This is a genomic window from Mesorhizobium sp. M7A.F.Ca.MR.245.00.0.0, from assembly GCF_003997415.1.
Classification (GTDB): domain Bacteria; phylum Pseudomonadota; class Alphaproteobacteria; order Rhizobiales; family Rhizobiaceae; genus Mesorhizobium.
Genome location: NZ_RZTE01000005.1, coordinates 169,145 through 186,875, shown reverse-complemented (window position 1 = coordinate 186,875; position 17,731 = coordinate 169,145). Strand labels below are relative to the sequence as shown.

Here is a 17,731-nt window from a genome sequence, read left to right as displayed (position 1 = left end):
TGCTGGTTGCGCTCGGCGTCAAGATCGACATCTCGCCCGAATTCATCGGCCGCTGCATCCACGAGGCAGGCGTTGGCTTCATGTTCGCGCCTGCGCACCATCCGGCGATGAAGCATGTCGGCCCGACTCGCGTCGAGCTCGGCACCCGCACCATCTTCAACCTGCTCGGGCCGCTCTCCAATCCGGCCGGCGTCAAGCGGCAGCTGGTCGGTGTGTTCCTGCCGGAATGGATCCTGCCGGTTGCCGAGACGCTGAAGGCGCTGGGTGCCGAGCATGTCTGGGTTGCCCATGGCGACGGCTATGACGAGATCACCACCACCGGCGAGACGCAGGTTGCCGAACTGATCGGCGGCGAGATCCGCAGCTTCACCCTGACGCCTGAAGCGGTTGGATTGCCGCGCCACAGCAAGGACGAATTGCGTGGCGGCGATGCGGACTACAACGCCAAGGCCTTGCGCGATATGCTGGGCGGCGCCGCCGGCGCCTATCGCGACACCGTGCTGATGAACGCCGGTGCAGGACTGGTTGTGGCCGGCAAGGCGACGACGCTTGGCGGCGGCATCGCGGCGGCGGCGCAAGCCATCGATAGCGGCCGTGCCCTGCAAGTGCTCGACAGGCTGGTCGAGATTTCGAACGGATAACGGATAGAGCGTGTCTGACATTCTTCGCAAGATCGAGGCCTACAAGCGCGACGAGATCGCGGCAGCAAAGGCACGCGTGCCGTTGGCCGAAATCAAGGCCCAGGCAAAAGACGCCGACGCACCGCGCGGCTTTCTTGCCGCACTGGAAGCGAAGCGCAAATCCGGCGCCTTCGCGCTAATCGCCGAGATCAAGAAGGCGAGCCCTTCCAAGGGTCTGATCCGTGCCGATTTCGATCCACCGGCGCTGGCGCAGGCCTATGCCAAGGGTGGTGCTGCCTGTCTTTCGGTGCTGACCGATGCACCGTCCTTCCAGGGTGCGCCCGAATTTCTCACCCGGGCGCGAGCCGCCGTCGCGCTGCCGGCGCTGCGCAAGGATTTCCTGTTCGATCCGTATCAGGTCTACGAAGCCCGCGCCTGGGGCGCGGATGCCATCCTGATCATCATGGCCAGTGTCGACGACGTCCTGGCCAGCGAGCTCGAGGCGACGGCCTTCGAACTCGGCATGGATGCACTGGTCGAAGTGCACGACGAGACCGAGACGCAGCGCGCGCTAAAACTGTCGTCGCGGCTGATCGGCATCAACAACCGCAATCTGCGCACATTCGAGACCAGCCTCGACACTTCCATGCGGCTGGCGACGATGGTTCCGGCCGACCGCTTGCTGGTCAGCGAGAGCGGTATTTTCTCGCATGACGACTGCCTCAGGCTGCAAAAGAGCGACATCGGCACTTTTCTTGTCGGCGAGAGCCTGATGCGGCAACAGGACGTCACCGCGGCGACGCGCCTGCTTCTGACAGGCAAGGCTTTGGCCGAGGCCATCTGACGATGGTATCGGGCCTTACCCATCTCGGCGCGCAGGGCGAGGCCAACATGGTCGACGTCGGCGACAAGGACGAAACAACGCGCACGGCGATCGCCGAAGGCTTTGTCGCGATGCAGCCCGAGACGCTGAAGATGATCCTCGCCGGCAACGCCAAGAAGGGCGATGTGCTCGGCACTGCGCGCATCGCCGGTATCATGGCGGCGAAGAAGACGCATGAACTGATCCCGCTCTGCCACCCGCTGCTTTTGACCAAGGTTTCCGTCGACATCGAGCCCGACCATGCTTTGCCGGGCCTGAAGGTCACCGCACTGGCGCGCGTCACCGGCAAGACGGGTGTCGAGATGGAAGCGCTGACCGCCGCTTCGGTCGCCTGCCTGACCATCTACGACATGGCCAAAGCAGTAGACCGCGCCATGGTCATCACCGGCATCCGCCTGGTCGAAAAGACCGGTGGCAAGTCGGGTGACTACAAGGCGAGTGCCTGATGGCGCTGGTTCCTATCGCGGAGGCGCTTGAACGCCTGCTCGATGGTGCGGCGCCTCTAGCCGGCGAAAGCGTTCCCCTGTTCGAGGCTGTGGATCGTGTTCTGGCGGAACCGGTCGTGGCACTTCGCACCCAGCCGCCTTTCAATGCTTCCGCCATGGACGGCTATGCAGCGCGCGCCGCCGACGTCACGTCGGTCCCATCCAGGCTGTCGGTGATCGGCATGGCGCCGGCTGGGCGTGGCTTCGACGGCACGGTCGGCCAGACGCAGGCCGTGCGCATCTTCACCGGCGCGCCGCTGCCCGAAGGCGCCGACACCATCGTCATCCAGGAGAATGTCCGCGACCTCGGCGGCGGCGAAATCGAAGTGACCGAGCCAACGGCGCAATGGCGCAATATCCGCCGCATCGGGCTCGATTTTTCAACAGGCGACATGCTGCTGGAAAAAGGTCGCTTGCTCGACCCGGCGGCGCTGTCGTTGGTGGCATCAGCCAACCATCCTCGGGTCAGCGTGGTGAAGCGGCCGCTGGTCGCCATCATCGCCACCGGCGACGAATTGCTGCCGCCCGGCAGTGATCTCGGCCCGGACCAGATCATCTCATCGAATGCCTATGGCGTCGCCGCCACCGCGCACTCGGTCGGCGCCCGCGCGCTCGATCTCGGCATTGCCGCCGATCGCAAGGAGGCTATCGCCGAACTGGTGCAAAAAGCGGTCGCGGCCGGTGCGGATGTCATCGTGACGCTTGGTGGCGCCTCGGTCGGCGATCACGACCTGATCCACGACGTGCTGACCGGCGAAGGCATGACGCTCGGCTTCTGGAAGATCGCCATGCGCCCCGGCAAGCCGCTGATGTTCGGCCGCCTCGGCGATATCAGGTGCATCGGCCTGCCCGGCAATCCGGTGGCAAGCCTGGTCTGCTCGCAGTTGTTCCTGAAGCCGCTGCTGGCGCGGCTCGGCGGCCGCAATCATCGCCAGGACATACGTCCGGCACGGTTGGGCGCCGCAATGCCGGCCAATGATTTGCGCCAGGACTACGTCCGAGCCGTGGTCAGGGAAGATGACGGCGTGCTGGTGGCGACGCCGTTCGGTATCCAGGATTCCTCGATGCTGAGAATGCTGGCCGACGCCAACGGGCTGATCGTGCGGGCGCCGTTTGCCCCCGCAGCAGCTGCTGGCGAGGCCTGCAGCGTACTGATGCTGCGCTGAAGCAGAACAAGACAAACCATTAATAAAAAAATGGAAAATGATCTCGGTGCTAGCCCGATATCAAGGCGCGGCTCAGTGGGTGGGCCGGATCGGCAAGGCCGTCGACAATGCTGAAATGATGCCGGTCAGGCTCGACCACGGTGCCGGTGGTGGCGCCGAGGCCGGTCCAGATGTTGGCAAGCAGCGCATTCTGGCGCAGGAATTCGGCGCGCTCGCCGCCACCGGCCCAACAGGTGATGCGGGCACCATCCATGGGCCGCAGCAGCGCCGGGCTTTCAGCCAGCGCCTCATCTTCGTCGATGGCCAGAGTCGCGTTCATCTCGGTGCGCATGATCGGACGCAGATCGTGGACACCCGAAATCGAAACGACATGGCGCACGCGCCGCGCCACATCGTCCGCCAGAGGCGTGGTTGTCGTCACCATCCGGCTGGCAAGATGGCCGCCGGCCGAATGTCCGGTCAGCATCAGCGGCCCGTCGACCATTGCCGCCGCCTTGCCGATCGCCACGCCGATCTCCTGGACGATGCCGGCGATGCGTAAGTCCGGGCACAGCGTGTAGGACGGCATCGCCACGGCAAAGCCGCTGCTGACCGCACCATTGGCGAGATGCGACCAGAAACTCTTGTCGAACGCCTTCCAGTAACCGCCATGGATGAACACCACCAACCCTTTGGGCGTGGCGCTGGGGAGGAAGAGATCGAGCCGATTGCGTCGCCCATCGCCATAGGTGATGTCGAGCCGTGCCCGGCCCTGCGCCGAGAGTGCGTCACGAAACGCTTGCGCAGGCTCCACCCACGCGGCCGGCCATCGGTCGCTGCCGGCGATATTCGCACCGTTGGCATAGGCATCATCCCAATCGACGATGTGACGTTCGAACATCTGCGCCCTTCCCCAAAAACGGCATCGCTGTTCCGCTAGCAATGGCCACCGCCACGCCATGCGTCAATGCTCCAGGGCAAAAACATTTTAGGCTTGAAACAAATTTCGACTGGTGCGATCCTGCCCGCACGAACAGCCGACAATGGGAGGTCTGCTGTGCTGCCCAAACCTGCAGATGTTCACCCTTTCTGGGCGCATCTCAGCAGGTGCGATGGGCAGTACGAAGCCTCCTCAGAGCAGGACCTTAGGATCCACGACATCCGGCCAAGGCGCCTCGCGCACTGGCCGTCCAGCAGACAGGAGAGCGGCGACATGCTTGGGCCTTCAGCGCATATCGACACGTTCACGCGCGATCACCTGCCGCCGCCGGAGCAATGGCCTGAAATCCTGCTCGACGGCTTCGACTATCCCGAACGCCTCAACGCCGGTGTAGAACTGACCGACAGGCTGGTCGAGAAAGGCCTGGGCGACCACACCGCGCTGATCGGCAATGGCCGCCGCCGCACCTACAAGGAACTGTCCGACTGGACGAACAGGCTGGCCCACGCGCTGGTCGAGAATTATGGGGTCGAGCCCGGCAACCGGGTGCTGATCCGTTCGGCCAACAACCCCGCAATGGTCGCCTGCTGGCTGGCCGCCACCAAGGTTGGCGCCGTGGTCGTCAACACCATGCCGATGCTGCGCGCTGGCGAACTCGCCAAGATCGTCGACAAGGCGGAGATCACCGTCGCGCTGTGCGACACCAGGCTGATGGACGAGATGACCGCCTGCGCCAAGGACAGCGCATTCCTCAAGCAGGTCATCGGTTTCGACGGCACCGCCAACCATGATGCTGAACTCGATCGTGCCGCTCTCGACAAGCCGGTGACGTTCACCGCCGTCGACACCGGCCGCGACGATGTCGCGTTGCTCGGCTTCACTTCAGGCACGACAGGCGTTCCGAAGGCGACGATGCATTTCCACCGCGACCTGCTGATCATCGCCGACGCCTACGCCCGCGAAATTCTGGAGGTGACGCCGGACGACATCTTCGTCGGCTCGCCGCCGCTGGCCTTCACCTTCGGCCTCGGCGGGCTCGCCATCTTCCCGCTGCGCTTCGGTGCGGCGGCGACGCTGCTGGAGCAGGCGACGCCACCCAACATGATCCACATCATCGAGACCTACAAAGCGACGATCTCTTTCACCGCGCCGACTGCCTACCGCGCCATGCTGAAGGCCATGGATGAAGGTGCCGACCTGTCGTCGCTGCGCGTCGCCGTTTCGGCCGGCGAAACCTTGCCCGCTCCGGTTTTCGAAGAGTGGACGCAAAAGACCGGCAAGCCGATCCTCGACGGCATCGGAGCCACCGAGATGCTGCACATCTTCATCTCCAACCGTTTTGACGACATGAAGCCCGCGTCGACCGGAAAGCCGGTGGGCGGCTACGAGGCGCGCGTCGTCGATGACGAGATGCGCGAGGTGCCACGCGGCGCGACCGGCAGGCTTGCAGTGCGCGGACCGACCGGCTGCCGCTACATGGCCGATGACAGGCAGAAGGAATACGTGCGCGACGGCTGGAACCTCACCGGCGATACCTTCACGCAGGACGAGGACGGCTTCTTCCATTTCGCCGCCCGCTCCGACGACATGATCGTCAGCGCCGGCTACAACATTGCCGGACCCGAGGTCGAGGCCGCACTTCTGTCGCATCCGGATGTCGCCGAATGCGCGGTGATTGGCGCCGAGGACGCCGAACGCGGCCAGATCGTCGAGGCGCATGTCGTGCTAGCGCAGGGCGTCGCGCCCGACGCCCTCACCACCAAGCGCCTGCAGGACCATGTCAAGGCAATGATCGCGCCCTATAAATATCCGCGATCGGTAAAATTCATCGCCGCTCTGCCCAAGACCCAGACCGGCAAGATCCAGCGCTTCCGGCTGCGCACGGAGAAAATCAATTGAGCGAACCGTACGATCCGGCGTCCGAAGGCGCCCAGATGTCGTTCAAAGAGCGCATGTCCTACAGCGACTACCTGCACCTGGAGAAAGTGCTGGAGGCCCAGACGCCGCTGTCATCGGCGCATGACGAGATGCTGTTCATCATCCAGCATCAGACCTCCGAACTCTGGATGAAGCTCGCTCTACACGAGATTGGAGCCGCGATCCGTTCCATCCGCGCCGACCGGCTCGAGCCGAGCTTCAAGATGCTGTCGCGCGTTGCGCGGATCTTCGAGCAGCTGAACAATGCCTGGGATGTGCTGCGGACGATGACGCCGAGCGAATACACCGAGTTCCGCGACGCGCTCGGCCAGTCCTCGGGTTTCCAGTCCTGGCAGTATCGCGCCATCGAGTTCATGGCCGGCAACCGCAACCTGGCCATGCTCGGGCCGCACAAGCACCGGCCCGACCTGAGCGGAAAGCTGGAAGCGATCCTGACCGAACCATCGCTCTACGACGAAGCGCTGCTGCTGCTTGCGCGCAACGGATTCGACATCGGTGCCGATGCCAGGCGCACGGACTGGCGTGAGACGCGAACCGAGAATGAAGAGGTGCTGGTCGCCTGGCAAACCATTTACCGCGATCCGCAGCGCTACTGGATGTTCTACGAACTGGCAGAGAAGCTGGTCGACTTCGAGGATTATTTCCGCCGCTGGCGCTTCAACCACGTCACCACGGTTGAGCGCATCATCGGTCTGAAACGCGGCACCGGCGGCACGTCGGGTGCTTCGTATCTGAAGAAGATGCTCGAGGTGGTGCTGTTCCCGGAGCTGTGGACGGTCCGCACCCGGCTCTGACATCGTCGAAATGAAAACAGCGACGCGCGGCGGCGGAACACCCTTCGCGAACAACCGGGGACTGACTGACCATGAGTGGATTTCCTGATCTCGCCGCAGTCGAAGCGATGGATGCCACAGATCCGCTGCGGGCCATGCGCGACCGTTTCATTCTGCCGGAGGGGGTGATCTATCTCGACGGCAATTCACTGGGGGCAGCGTCTCATGCCGTTTTCGGCGAGCTGCAGCAGGCGGCAACCCAGGAATGGGCCCAGGACCTCATCCGAGCCTGGAATACGGCCGGATGGTTCGAGATGCCGATCGAACTCGGCGATCAACTCGGACGCCTGATTGGAGCCGCGGCCGGCCAGACCGTCGTCTGCGACACGACGTCGACCAACATCTACAAGGTGCTGCATGCGGCGCTGGAGATGCGGCCGGGCCGGTCGGTCATCGTCGCCGAGGGTGACAGTTTCCCCACCGACCTGTACATCGCCGAAGGGGTGGCCTCGACACGGGACGGCGTCCTGCTGCGCCTCGCGGGCGTCGACGCGCCCACCATCGAAGAGCTGATCGACGAAAACGTCGCGGTGGTGCTGGTCAACCACGTCAACTACAAATCGGGTGAACTGCGCGACATGGCGGCGCTGACGCGCAAGGCTCATGCGGCCGGAGCGCTGATCGTCTGGGATCTATGCCACACCGCCGGCGCCCTGCCCGTCGAGCTCGATCAGGCAAATGCCGATTTCGCCATCGGCTGCACTTACAAGTACCTCAACGGCGGTCCGGGCGCACCGGCCTTCATCTATGCCGCGCAGCGCCATCACGGCGATATCAGCCAGCCGCTCAGCGGCTGGTGGGGCCATGCGCGGCCCTTTGCCTTCGAACGGGGGTATATTGCCGGCACCGGTATCCGCCGCTTTCTGTGCGGCACCCAGCCTGTCCTGTCGATGCGGGCGTTCAAAGGCGCGCTTGCCATCTGGAACGACGTCGACATGGCGGCATTGCGAAAAAAGAGCGTCGCGCTGACGGAACTGTTCATCCAGCTCGTCGAAGCAAAGTGCGGCGCCTATGGCCTCACGCTGGAGACCACCCGCGACGCGACCAGGCGCGGCAGCCAGGTGTCGTTCCTTCACGATCACGGCTATCAAATCATGCGGGCGCTGATCGAGCGCGGCGTCATCGGTGATTTTCGCGCGCCATCGACCATCCGTTTCGGCTTCACGCCGCTCTATGTCGGCTACAAGGATGTGTGGCTGGCGGTTGCGGTGCTGGAGGATATTCTGCGCACGGGCGCATGGAAGGACCAGCGTTTCGCCGTCAAGGAAGCCGTTACCTGACGCAACGATCTCCGCGATTTGCCGTCGCCGCCCTCACTGCCCGGCAGATGACGGAGGGCTGAATTCCAGCCACAAATGCCAACAGACGTTGGCGTTTTGGCTCCGTTTCGTTCACGGCAAACGAACGTCCCGAAGATTGATAGCGTCCCTTGTGGCGGTCGATCGGCAGATGATGCCAAGCCTTGGGTCGAGTATGAGCCACAGGTCATTAACCATAATGGTTTCAATGTGAGCAGGCGCATCGCCGTGGTTGGCGCCTGTCGATTGCGACCCGCTGGCAAGCGCCAGATAATTTCAGCAGCCTTAATAAATTCATTAAACTTTAAACGGTTGCAGAACACAACTGGAACAGATAGTGTTTGTTCTGGGTTTGTTTTTCGATTCTGGTTTCAGGTAATCTGGGGGCCGCCATGCTGACACGCAAGCAACATGAACTGCTGATGTTCATCCATGAACGCCTGAAGGAGAGCGGCATTCCGCCATCCTTCGACGAGATGAAGGAGGCGCTCGACCTTGCCTCCAAATCCGGGATTCATCGGCTGATCACCGCACTTGAGGAGCGCGGCTTTATTCGCCGGTTGCCCAACCGGGCACGCGCGCTGGAAGTGCTGCGATTGCCGGACTCGATCGCGCCCGGCCTCAACGCGGCAAAGAAGTTTTCGCCAAGCGTCATCCAGGGCAGTCTCGGTCAGGGTGGTGCTCTTGGCCGGCAGATCAAGCCGGCGCCTTCGCGGATGCCCTCGCCCGGCAATGATGACGATGCGGTCTCCGCCGTGTCGATACCGGTGATGGGCCGTATCGCCGCCGGTGTGCCGATCGATGCCATCCAGCATCAGACGCATTCGATCTCGGTGCCGCCGGACATGATCATGGGCGGCGCCCACTATGCGCTGGAGGTCAAGGGCGACTCGATGATCGAGGCCGGTATCTTCGACGGCGACACCGTCATCATCCGCAATGCCGACACGGCGAACCCCGGCGAGATCATCGTGGCGCTGGTCGATCAAGAGGAAGCGACGCTGAAGCGGTTCCGCCGCAAGGGCGCTTCGATTGCTCTCGAAGCCGCCAATCCGGCCTATGAAACCCGTATCTTCGGCCCAGACAGGGTCAAGGTGCAAGGCAAGCTCGTCGGCCTCATCCGCCGCTACTGAGGCGGCTGCGGGTTGGCCGCTGGCTTCTCGGGTTTCTTGAAGGGTGCCAGCCCCCTCGCCTCACGAGAGTATTTGCGATGCGTGTGCCAGGGCCGATATGGGCTATCCACCGCGAAGCTGATTGTCGCCGGTGTGGTCGCCGATTGGCGATCGAAGAAGACCGCGGCACTGCCTTTGCGAGCCAGTTGCCGCTTGGTGATGACGAGAACCAGCGGATTGCGACAGGCGTCATAGGCGGTGGCGTCATTGATGACGATCAGCTCGGCGAAGCCGCAGGCTTTCCAGGTGTCCTTGCGGTCGTCGACATAGGCAATGATCGCACCGGACATATGCCTGGCCACGCAAACGCCTGATGAGCAATAGAACGGCGATCCCGGCGGTAGCTCAACGGCGTCCGCGACGTCGAATTGCCCATCGCTCTTGTCGAACACCTCTGGCACGACGATGGTTTCTGATGTCAGGGCGCGTTTCCAGTTGTCGACGGTGAATTCGTTCGGCCGTTCCCGGCTGACGGCAAGCTCGCCGCCACCGATCGGCAACGCCACCAGCCGGGCGTCTTCCGAGATCAGCACATCCGGCGTGCGCGTATCCGAGACGGTCAGCAAGCCTGCCAGCGCGAATGGCAGAGCAGCGAGCCGCAGCCAAGTTGTCGCCATCGTCGCGATGACCAGGGCAATTGTCACCAGCAGGACAGATTGCTGCGAAATCAGCCCAACCCCATCGACAGGCGAACGTTCGGAGATCCAACCCGATATGGCGATCATCACCGTCAGACCCTTGCCCATCAGGTAGAGGGCCGGCCAATCCAATCCGAAAGGCATCAGCAGCGCGCTTGCGACAGCCAGGAACATGACGACGGTGACGATCGGCATAACCGCCAGATTGGCGAACAGGCTGAGCGGCGACACACGCTGAAAATGCCAGATGGCAAACAGCGTCGTGGCGCTGCCGGCGATGATGGAGGTCATGGCAAGGCCGGTTGCCGCGAGCACGAACTTTCGCGTCAGGAAACCGGGCATGGATCGCTTTGGGGGCGGCGGTCTTGCTTTTCCCGCGCGGTGATCGGCCCAGCCGGCATAGGCGCCGACCAGAGCCGCGGTCGCGGCGAACGACATCTGAAAACTCGGGCCGACCACCTCATGCGGCGACACCACGATGACGGCGATCGCCGAGATCGCCAGATTGCGCATGGTGAGTGCTGCTCGATCGAACAGCACGGCAATCAGCATCACCGCCAGCATGATGAAGCTGCGCTCGGCGGCAACGACGACTCCAGAGATGATGAGATAGGCCGCGATCGAGAACAGTGCGGCGACGGCGGCATACTTCTTGACCGGGCGACGCGCGGAAAAGTCGGGAAACAAGGCGAAGGCGCCGCGCAGCAAGCCCATGATGGTGCCTGCGACCAGCCCCATGTGCAGTCCCGAAATCGAGATGATGTGGTAGATGCCGGTACGTCGCATCGCCTCATTGATGTCATCGGGAATGCCGGCGCGCACGCCGACGATCAGCGCCGCGGCGATCTCGCCTTCGGCGCCGCCGACGCTCGCCCTGATATGGTCGGCGATGGCCTCGCGGGCATTTTCCACGCTAGAGGAAATTCGGGCCGGCAGCGGCATGTCGCCATCATCGCTGACGACAAGCTTGGGGTTGCCGAGAAAGAACCCGCTGCCGCCGATGCCGGCAAAATAGCTGTCGAAGGAGAAATCATAGCTGTCCGGCCGCACCGGCCCGGTCGGCGGCAAAAGCTTGGCATATCCAGTGATGAGGGAGCCTGCGGTCACGTCAGCCGGGATCTTGCGTGCCGAAAGCCGCACCCGTTCCGGCGCATAGCGCAGTTTCGGTCTTGCGGTCGACGTCACGTCGATGGTCAGCCGGATACGGCCAGTTTCCATCCGGTCGAGCGAGACGACGCGGCCGGTCACCTGCGTCGAGATTTCCGAGCCCAACATTTGTGTGCCCGCACGCCACGTCTCGACCTTGGCAGCAAGCAGTCCTAGGGCGCACAAAAGCGCCGCCATGAAACACAGATGGGTCTTTGGCCATGAGCGCGAGACCAGCGCACAGATCCCCGTCAAGATGACAACCGCGACAGGTCTCGCAAAGTCGGGTTCAGCCGTCAGCGAAAAATAGCCGATCGCTCCGATCGCCAGGCAGACCGGCACCAGCAGGAAGGCCACGCCCCGGTCGAGTTCCAGGCTCGCCGCCGTGTTCACGCTGTGGCGCAGGCGAGGCAGTGATGTCAGGCTGATTTGCCGGCGCACGCGAACGATCCTGCCGGTTTCGGCAACAGGAACAGAGGCGGCGACATCCGCTTGCAAGGGCGCCTTGCCGGGATCCGGCACAAGGGGCGATGGCGGCGGCAATGGGGCTGGCCGAGGCGCAAACAGGGACCGTTCGCTGACGCCGATGGCAGCGTCCTCGCCCTGATCCGAGCCCCAGCCTCGTCCAGCCATCGGGTCTGCCCCTTGCGCCCTCGACACCCTATGCTACATGAACGCCGGGCGCGCGAAAGCCCGCGCAACCGCACCCCGCTTCAGATGGTTTCCGAGAGTTCCATGTCCGACAAGGTCGTCACCCGTTTTGCCCCTTCGCCCACCGGCTATCTGCACATAGGCGGCGCGCGCACGGCGCTGTTCAACTGGCTGTATGCGAAGCACACTGGCGGCACGATGCTGCTGCGCATCGAGGACACCGACCGCGAACGCTCCAATGAAGCCGCGACGGCTGCCATCCTCGACGGGCTTTCCTGGCTTGGCCTGAGCTGGGACGGCGAGCCGGTGTCGCAGTTCGAGCGTGCTCCGCGCCACCGCGAGGTGGCTGAGGAGCTCGTGCGCATGGGCAAGGCCTATTATTGCTATGCCACGCCGGCCGAACTGGAGGCCATGCGCGAGGCCGCCAGAGCCAAGGGGCTGCCGCCCCGCTATGACGGCCGCTGGCGCGACCGCGACCCCTCTGAGGCGCCCGCAGGCGTCAAGGGCGCCATTCGTATCAAGGCGCCGACCGACGGCGAGACCATCGTCCATGACCGTGTCCAGGGCGAGGTGCGCTTTCCCAACAAGGATCTCGATGACTTCATCATCCTGCGTTCTGACGGCAATCCCACTTACATGCATGCCGTCGTCGTCGATGATCATGATATGGGAGTCACCCATATCATTCGCGGCGACGATCATCTGACCAACGCCGCTCGCCAGACCGTGATCTACAACGCCATGGGCTGGAACGTGCCGTCCATGTCGCATATCCCGCTGATCCACGGCGCCGATGGCGCCAAGCTGTCGAAGCGGCACGGCGCGCTTGGCGTCGAGGCCTATCGCGCCATGGGCTACCTGCCGGAGGCGCTGCTCAATTACCTGGCGCGCCTTGGCTGGAGCCATGGCGACGACGAGATCATGTCGATCAAGGATATGATTTCCTGGTTCGATATCGGCGATGTCAACAAGGGCGCGGCGCGCTTCGACTTCGCCAAGCTGGAGGCGATCAACGGCGCGCATATGCGCCGCATGAGCGATGCCCAACTGTTCGACATCTTCATCGCTACCCTGCCCTATCTCGAAGGCGGCCCGGCGATCGCCGCGCGCCTGAACGACAGCACCAAGGCGCAGTTGCTGGCAGCGCTTCCGGGCCTGAAGGAGCGCGCCAAGACGCTGGTCGAGCTCGTCGATGGCGCGGCCTTCCTGTTCGCCACGCGCCCCCTGCCGATCGACGACAAGGCGGCCCTTCTGCTTACCGACGATGCCCGCAAGATCCTGCGCAGTGCTCACGAAGCTTTGAACAGGCTTGCGAGTGACTGGACAGCCGCCTCGGCGGAGGCGGCGATACGCGAGGTGGCAGCGGCCGGCAGTCACAAGCTCGGCGCGGTGGCCCAGCCTTTGCGCGCTGCGTTGACCGGCAAAAGCACCTCGCCGGGCGTGTTCGATGTGCTCGCCGTGCTCGGCCGCGAGGAAAGCCTGGCGCGCATCTCAGATCAAATCGATTAGGAGCAAACTGGCCCAAGATTGGCATTGAAAGGCGGGTTTCGCAGTGCAACATTAGGCCTTGGCCCAATCTGGCACGCACCTCCTGAAATGCGGTGGCGAATACGCGCATTGCGGTGATTTTTCGACGTGTCGCTCTGCAGAATTTTGCCTTTGCCGGCATGAGGAAACAAGAAGGAGTTTGCAATGACCGAAGCTGCGAAAAAAATGGATTTGGGCGGCAAGATCCAGGAGGCCACGGCAACGCTTGCATTCGCCGGCAAGACCCATGAATTCAAGGTGCGAAGTGGTTCGGTCGGGCCTGATGTCATCGACATCGCCTCGCTCTACTCAACCACCGGCGCCTTCACTTACGATCCGGGCTTCACCTCGACGGCAAGCTGCGAGTCCGAAATCACCTTCATCGACGGCGACGCCGGCATCCTCCTCCATCGCGGCTATCCGATCGACCAGTTGGCCGAACATGGCGACTTCCTCGAGGTCTGCTATCTCCTGCTCTACGGTGAATTGCCGACCAAGGCGCAGAAGGACGACTTCGACTACCGCGTGACGCGCCACACCATGGTGCATGAGCAGATGTCGCGCTTTTTCACCGGCTTCCGCCGCGACGCGCACCCGATGGCGGTGATGTGCGGCGTGGTCGGCGCGCTGTCGGCCTTCTACCACGACTCCACCGACATCTCCGACCCCTACCAGCGCATGGTTGCCTCCATGCGGCTGATCGCCAAGATGCCAACGATCGCGGCGATGGCCTACAAATACCACATCGGCCAGCCGTTCATTTACCCGAAGAACGAACTGAACTTCGCCGCCAACTTCCTGCACATGTGCTTTGCCGTGCCGTGCGAGGAATACAAGATCAACCCGGTGCTGGCGCGCGCCATGGAGCGCATCTTCATTCTGCACGCCGATCACGAGCAGAACGCCTCGACCTCGACCGTTCGTCTCGCCGGCTCGTCGGGCGCCAACCCGTTCGCGTGCATCGCCGCCGGCATCGCCTGCCTGTGGGGGCCTGCGCATGGCGGCGCCAATGAAGCGGCGCTCAACATGCTTGGCGAGATCGGCCATGTCGATCACATCCCCGAGTTCATCGCTCGCGCCAAGGACAAGAACGACCCGTTCCGCTTGATGGGCTTTGGCCACCGCGTCTACAAGAACTACGATCCGCGCGCCAAGATCATGCAGAAGACGGCGCATGAGGTTCTGGGCGAGCTCGGCATCAAGGACGATCCGCTGCTCGACATCGCCATGGAACTGGAAAAGATCGCGCTGACCGATCCCTATTTCATCGAGAAGAAGCTCTACCCGAATGTCGACTTCTATTCCGGCATTACGCTGAAGGCGCTGGGTTTCCCCACCACCATGTTCACCGTGCTGTTCGCGGTCGCCCGCACCGTCGGCTGGATCGCACAGTGGAAAGAGATGATCGAGGATCCGCGCCAGAAGATCGGCCGCCCGCGCCAGCTCTATACCGGCGCACCCGAGCGTGACTACGTGCCGATCGCCAAGCGGTGAACTGGGAGTAGGGATCGGGCAGTAGGCAGTAGGCACGGTCAACTTCCCTACTCCCTACTGACTATTCCCTCTCTTGATATACCGCATCACCACCTGCGCGGCGATCTCGCCGGACGGTCTGTCCGTCGCCATGCGCCGCATGATCTCTGCAAATCCATTCTTCTGCCAGGCGCGCATGCCGCTGTCGGCGAACAGGGCTTCCAATTGCCGGGCCAGATTGTTCGGCTTGATGTAGCCGTCGTAGAATTCCGGAATAAGCGCTCGATCCGATATCAGATTGGGCAGCAGCGCCGACCAGACGGAAACGAGGTGCGGCGCCAAGACGCGCGCGACCGGGTCGAGCCTATAGCAGGAAATCATCGGCACGCCGGCCAGCGCCAGTTCCAGCGATACCGTCCCGGACGCGATCAGCGCCGCATCGGCTTTGCCGAAAGCCTGCCATTTGCGCTGGGGATCGACGATGATCTCAGGCTTTTCATCCCAGCGGTTGACGGAGGATTTGACGAGGTCGGCGACATGCGGAACGGTCGGCAGCAGCAGCCGCAGGCGGTGGCCACGCGCACGCAGAATCGACACCGTCTCGCCGAACGGGTCGAGCAGCCGCCGTACCTCGCCACGCCGCGAACCGGGCAGGACGAGCAGGGTTTTGACGCGATCAGGAGAAAGGTCGCGCGGTAGTTCCTGCGCCTTGGCTGCGGCCAGCAAACCCGCATCGTGGGTCAGGCGATGCCCGACATAGGTGCCTGGTGGCCCGCCGAGCCGCTCGAGCTCCTTGACCTCGAAAGGCAGGATGCAGAGGATGTGGTCGACATAGGGCTTCATCGCCACCGCCCTGCCCGGCCGCCACGCCCACACGCTCGGGCAGACATAGTGGATGATCGGAATCGACGGGTTGGCCGCACGCACCTTTTTGGCGACGCGCAACGAAAAGTCCGGACTGTCGATGGTGACCATGCAGTCCGGCTTTTCGTCGGCAACGGTCTTGGCCAGTTGGCTGATCCGCCGCATCAGGCGCGGCAGGTCGCGTAGAACGGCGCTGAACCCCATGAGGGCGATCTCGCCGGCATCGAATGGCGAGACCAGTCCCAGCGCCTGCAAATGACGGCCGCCGAGGCCGACGAGTTGCACCTCGCGCCCCACAGCCTGGCTGAGCGAGCGCACTATGTCGGCACCGAGCAGGTCGCCGGACTCCTCTCCGGCAACGATTGCGATCTTCAATGCCCTGTCAGCCATTGCGCGGCTCCGTGGCGGCACGCAGGCCAAGGACGAACAGGCCGAGTGCATTGGCGCGCGCGATGGTTTCAGGACCTTCGAGGATCAGCGACCGTCCCGCCTCGACGGCAATGCCGGCGAGTCCGGCCGCGTGCGCTGCCTCGACCGTCTGCGGACCGATGGATGGAAGATCGGCGCGCAGTTCCTGACCGGGCTTGGCGCACTTGACGAGGACGCCGCGGGTCTTGCCCGCAATACGGCCGTGGCCGCGCAGCAGCTTCGCACGATCAAGCAGGCCGGCTGTTCCTTCGATGCCTTCCAGCGCGATTGCCCGGCCGCCAACCGCGATCGCCGCTTGGCCGACATCCAGCGCCCCGATGGCCTTTGCTGCCGCAAGGCCTGCCTCAATATCGCGCCAGTCCAATTTTCGCGGTTCGGCCTTGGTCAGCACGCCTTCGGCGGCGACAAGATTCGGCACTACTTCGTGGGCGCCAACGACCTTTACTCCGCGCGCTTCGAGGCCTCGTGCCAAGACCTTTAGAAGACCATCGTCGCCACGCGCGAGCGCCATGACGACCAAAGGAATCACCGCGAGCAGGCTGAGACTGGGGCGCAGCGCAAGCAATCGCGGCCGGCGCTTGATCTCGCCTGCAAGCACCAGATGGGTGATCCGGTGCCGCCGCAGCAAAGGGACGAGCGAGCCTATACCTTCCAGAGCGAGGTTTTCGTGATCGTATCGGGAGAGTTCCGCGATGCGGTCGACCTCGCCTTCCATCAGGATGACGAAGGGCGGATAACCTTGTTCAGCCGAACCGGCCGCGACTTCGACCGGCAGACTGCCGCCGCCGGCAATGATGCCGACCCTGGAGCCCGGCGGAAGATCAAGACGCGCAGCCGCTGTCTCAGTCTTCGTCATCGACATCGTCGCCATCGCCGCCCTTGAGCGACGGCACAGCATAATGCCGCTTGCCGCGACTGGTGATGAAATCGATGATCTTCATGGCGGTCGGCGACGACGCGAACTCCGCCTTGGCGAATTCGATGTTCTCGCCAACGGTGCGGGAACGATCGAAGATCATCCTGTAAGCCTTGCGCAACAGAAGGATTTCGGACCTCGGCAGGCCGGAGCGCTTGAGGCCGATGATGTTGAGACCGCGCAGGCTGGCGCGGTTACCGACCGCGATGGCAAAGGGAATGACATCGCCGACGATCGCGGAGCAGCCGCCGAGAAAGGCGTTGTCGCCAATGCGGACAAACTGATGCACTGCGGTCAGGCCGCCGATATAGACATTGTTGCCGACCTCGCAGTGGCCGCCCAGCGTTGCGCCATTGGCGAACGTCGCATTGTTGCCGACGACGCAATCATGGGCGATATGGGCGTAGGCAAGGAAATTGCCATTGTCGCCGACCGTCGTCTCGCCGCGGCTGGAATCGGTGCCGAGATGCATGGTCACGCCTTCGCGGATCGTGCAGTTCCTGCCGATGACCAAGGTGGTGCGACCGCCCTTGTGCTTGGTGTTCTGCGGCGGTGCGCCCAATGTCGCCATCGGATAGACCTTGGTCGAGGCGCCGATCGACGTCGCGCCCATCACCGAGACATGACTGACCAGTTCGACGTCGTCGCCGATCACCACATCGGCACCGACATGGCAGAACGGCCCGATGCGTGCACCTTGGCCGATTTGGGCGCCTTCCTCGACAATGGAGGAAGCATGAATGGATGTCTTGATTTTCATAAGCACTCGATCG

At 63.3% G+C, this 17,731-nt stretch carries 15 protein-coding genes; 10 read left to right on the top strand and 5 right to left on the bottom strand.

Going from position 1 to position 17,731, the window contains the following annotated elements; all coding sequences use genetic code 11:
- The 4 genes from trpD to glp form a co-directional block, all read left to right on the top strand.
- Positions 1 to 641: anthranilate phosphoribosyltransferase (trpD, locus tag EOB80_RS35140; RefSeq protein WP_245466298.1), on the top strand; the 641-nt coding region annotated here is incomplete at its 5' end.
- Between the two features lie 10 nt (positions 642 to 651).
- Positions 652 to 1,464, top strand: coding sequence for an indole-3-glycerol phosphate synthase TrpC (gene trpC / locus EOB80_RS08845; protein WP_127327366.1), 813 nt, complete (start codon positions 652 to 654; stop codon positions 1,462 to 1,464).
- A gap of 2 nt (positions 1,465 to 1,466) precedes the next feature.
- Positions 1,467 to 1,949: a cyclic pyranopterin monophosphate synthase MoaC gene (moaC, locus tag EOB80_RS08840; protein WP_127271357.1), complete on the top strand. Its 483-nt coding sequence runs from the start codon at positions 1,467 to 1,469 to the stop codon at positions 1,947 to 1,949.
- The gene (glp, locus tag EOB80_RS08835) at positions 1,949 to 3,154 is read left to right on the top strand and encodes a gephyrin-like molybdotransferase Glp (protein WP_127327365.1); all 1,206 of its coding nucleotides are present in this window, start codon (positions 1,949 to 1,951) and stop codon (positions 3,152 to 3,154) included. The genes moaC and glp overlap by 1 nt, the downstream gene beginning before the upstream one ends.
- 49 nt (positions 3,155 to 3,203) lie before the next feature.
- Here the strand turns inward: glp and EOB80_RS08830 are convergent, their stop codons facing one another.
- The gene (locus EOB80_RS08830; protein ID WP_127327364.1) at positions 3,204 to 4,034 is read right to left on the bottom strand and encodes an alpha/beta hydrolase; all 831 of its coding nucleotides are present in this window, start codon (positions 4,032 to 4,034) and stop codon (positions 3,204 to 3,206) included.
- A gap of 312 nt (positions 4,035 to 4,346) precedes the next feature.
- Between EOB80_RS08830 and EOB80_RS08825 the strand changes: the two genes are divergently transcribed.
- From EOB80_RS08825 to lexA, 4 genes are all read left to right on the top strand, one after another.
- Positions 4,347 to 5,972, top strand: a complete 1,626-nt coding sequence (locus EOB80_RS08825; RefSeq protein WP_127327363.1) for an AMP-binding protein — start codon at positions 4,347 to 4,349, stop codon at positions 5,970 to 5,972.
- Positions 5,969 to 6,805 carry a tryptophan 2,3-dioxygenase gene (gene kynA / locus EOB80_RS08820; protein WP_127327362.1) on the top strand — a complete coding sequence of 279 codons (837 nt, stop codon included), beginning with the start codon at positions 5,969 to 5,971 and terminating at the stop codon, positions 6,803 to 6,805. Before EOB80_RS08825 ends, kynA begins: the two co-directional genes overlap by 4 nt.
- 71 nt (positions 6,806 to 6,876) lie before the next feature.
- Positions 6,877 to 8,124 (top strand): kynureninase, encoded by a 1,248-nt coding sequence (gene kynU / locus EOB80_RS08815; RefSeq protein WP_127327361.1) that lies wholly within the window; start codon positions 6,877 to 6,879, stop codon positions 8,122 to 8,124.
- A gap of 410 nt (positions 8,125 to 8,534) precedes the next feature.
- A complete protein-coding gene (gene lexA / locus EOB80_RS08810; protein WP_127327360.1) occupies positions 8,535 to 9,275 on the top strand; it encodes a transcriptional repressor LexA in 741 nt (246 codons plus the stop codon).
- Here the strand turns inward: lexA and EOB80_RS08805 are convergent.
- Positions 9,269 to 11,731, bottom strand: a complete 2,463-nt coding sequence (locus EOB80_RS08805) for a ComEC/Rec2 family competence protein (RefSeq protein ID WP_127327359.1) — start codon at positions 11,729 to 11,731, stop codon at positions 9,269 to 9,271. The two genes, lexA and EOB80_RS08805, sit on opposite strands and share 7 nt — an antisense overlap.
- Before the next feature lie 102 nt (positions 11,732 to 11,833).
- Between EOB80_RS08805 and gltX the strand changes: the two genes are divergently transcribed.
- On the top strand, positions 11,834 to 13,258 hold the full coding sequence (gene gltX, locus EOB80_RS08800; protein WP_127327358.1) for a glutamate--tRNA ligase: 1,425 nt from the start codon (positions 11,834 to 11,836) through the stop codon (positions 13,256 to 13,258).
- A gap of 183 nt (positions 13,259 to 13,441) precedes the next feature.
- On the top strand, positions 13,442 to 14,770 hold the full coding sequence (gene gltA, locus EOB80_RS08795; RefSeq protein WP_127327357.1) for a citrate synthase: 1,329 nt from the start codon (positions 13,442 to 13,444) through the stop codon (positions 14,768 to 14,770).
- A 54-nt stretch (positions 14,771 to 14,824) separates the two neighbouring features.
- Here the strand turns inward: gltA and lpxB are convergent, their stop codons facing one another.
- Genes lpxB through lpxA form a run of 3 tightly spaced genes read right to left on the bottom strand, consistent with a single transcriptional unit; the run spans position 14,825 to position 17,718 of the window.
- Positions 14,825 to 16,003, bottom strand: a complete 1,179-nt coding sequence (gene lpxB, locus EOB80_RS08790; protein WP_127322268.1) for a lipid-A-disaccharide synthase — start codon at positions 16,001 to 16,003, stop codon at positions 14,825 to 14,827.
- Entirely contained in the window at positions 15,996 to 16,898 is a 903-nt protein-coding gene (locus EOB80_RS08785) for an LpxI family protein (RefSeq protein WP_245466297.1), read from the bottom strand. Before EOB80_RS08785 ends, lpxB begins: the two co-directional genes overlap by 8 nt.
- Positions 16,885 to 17,718, bottom strand: coding sequence for an acyl-ACP--UDP-N-acetylglucosamine O-acyltransferase (gene lpxA, locus EOB80_RS08780; protein ID WP_127327355.1), 834 nt, complete (start codon positions 17,716 to 17,718; stop codon positions 16,885 to 16,887). Before lpxA ends, EOB80_RS08785 begins: the two co-directional genes overlap by 14 nt.
- Positions 17,719 to 17,731: the final 13 nt, after the last annotated feature.

What these genes read in the sequence shown, in the direction of transcription:
- gltA (WP_127327357.1), top strand. Translation starts at nt 13,442, where the DNA reads ATGACCGAAGCTGCGAAAAAAATGGATTTGGGCGGCAAGATCCAGGAG.
- lpxB (WP_127322268.1), bottom strand. Translation starts at nt 16,003, where the DNA reads ATGGCTGACAGGGCATTGAAGATCGCAATCGTTGCCGGAGAGGAGTCC.
- EOB80_RS08785 (WP_245466297.1), bottom strand. Translation starts at nt 16,898, where the DNA reads ATGACGAAGACTGAGACAGCGGCTGCGCGTCTTGATCTTCCGCCGGGC.
- lexA (WP_127327360.1), top strand. Translation starts at nt 8,535, where the DNA reads ATGCTGACACGCAAGCAACATGAACTGCTGATGTTCATCCATGAACGC.
- EOB80_RS08825 (WP_127327363.1), top strand. Translation starts at nt 4,347, where the DNA reads ATGCTTGGGCCTTCAGCGCATATCGACACGTTCACGCGCGATCACCTG.
- gltX (WP_127327358.1), top strand. Translation starts at nt 11,834, where the DNA reads ATGTCCGACAAGGTCGTCACCCGTTTTGCCCCTTCGCCCACCGGCTAT.
- lpxA (WP_127327355.1), bottom strand. Translation starts at nt 17,718, where the DNA reads ATGAAAATCAAGACATCCATTCATGCTTCCTCCATTGTCGAGGAAGGC.
- EOB80_RS08830 (WP_127327364.1), bottom strand. Translation starts at nt 4,034, where the DNA reads ATGTTCGAACGTCACATCGTCGATTGGGATGATGCCTATGCCAACGGT.
- kynU (WP_127327361.1), top strand. Translation starts at nt 6,877, where the DNA reads ATGAGTGGATTTCCTGATCTCGCCGCAGTCGAAGCGATGGATGCCACA.
- glp (WP_127327365.1), top strand. Translation starts at nt 1,949, where the DNA reads ATGGCGCTGGTTCCTATCGCGGAGGCGCTTGAACGCCTGCTCGATGGT.
- moaC (WP_127271357.1), top strand. Translation starts at nt 1,467, where the DNA reads ATGGTATCGGGCCTTACCCATCTCGGCGCGCAGGGCGAGGCCAACATG.
- EOB80_RS08805 (WP_127327359.1), bottom strand. Translation starts at nt 11,731, where the DNA reads ATGGCTGGACGAGGCTGGGGCTCGGATCAGGGCGAGGACGCTGCCATC.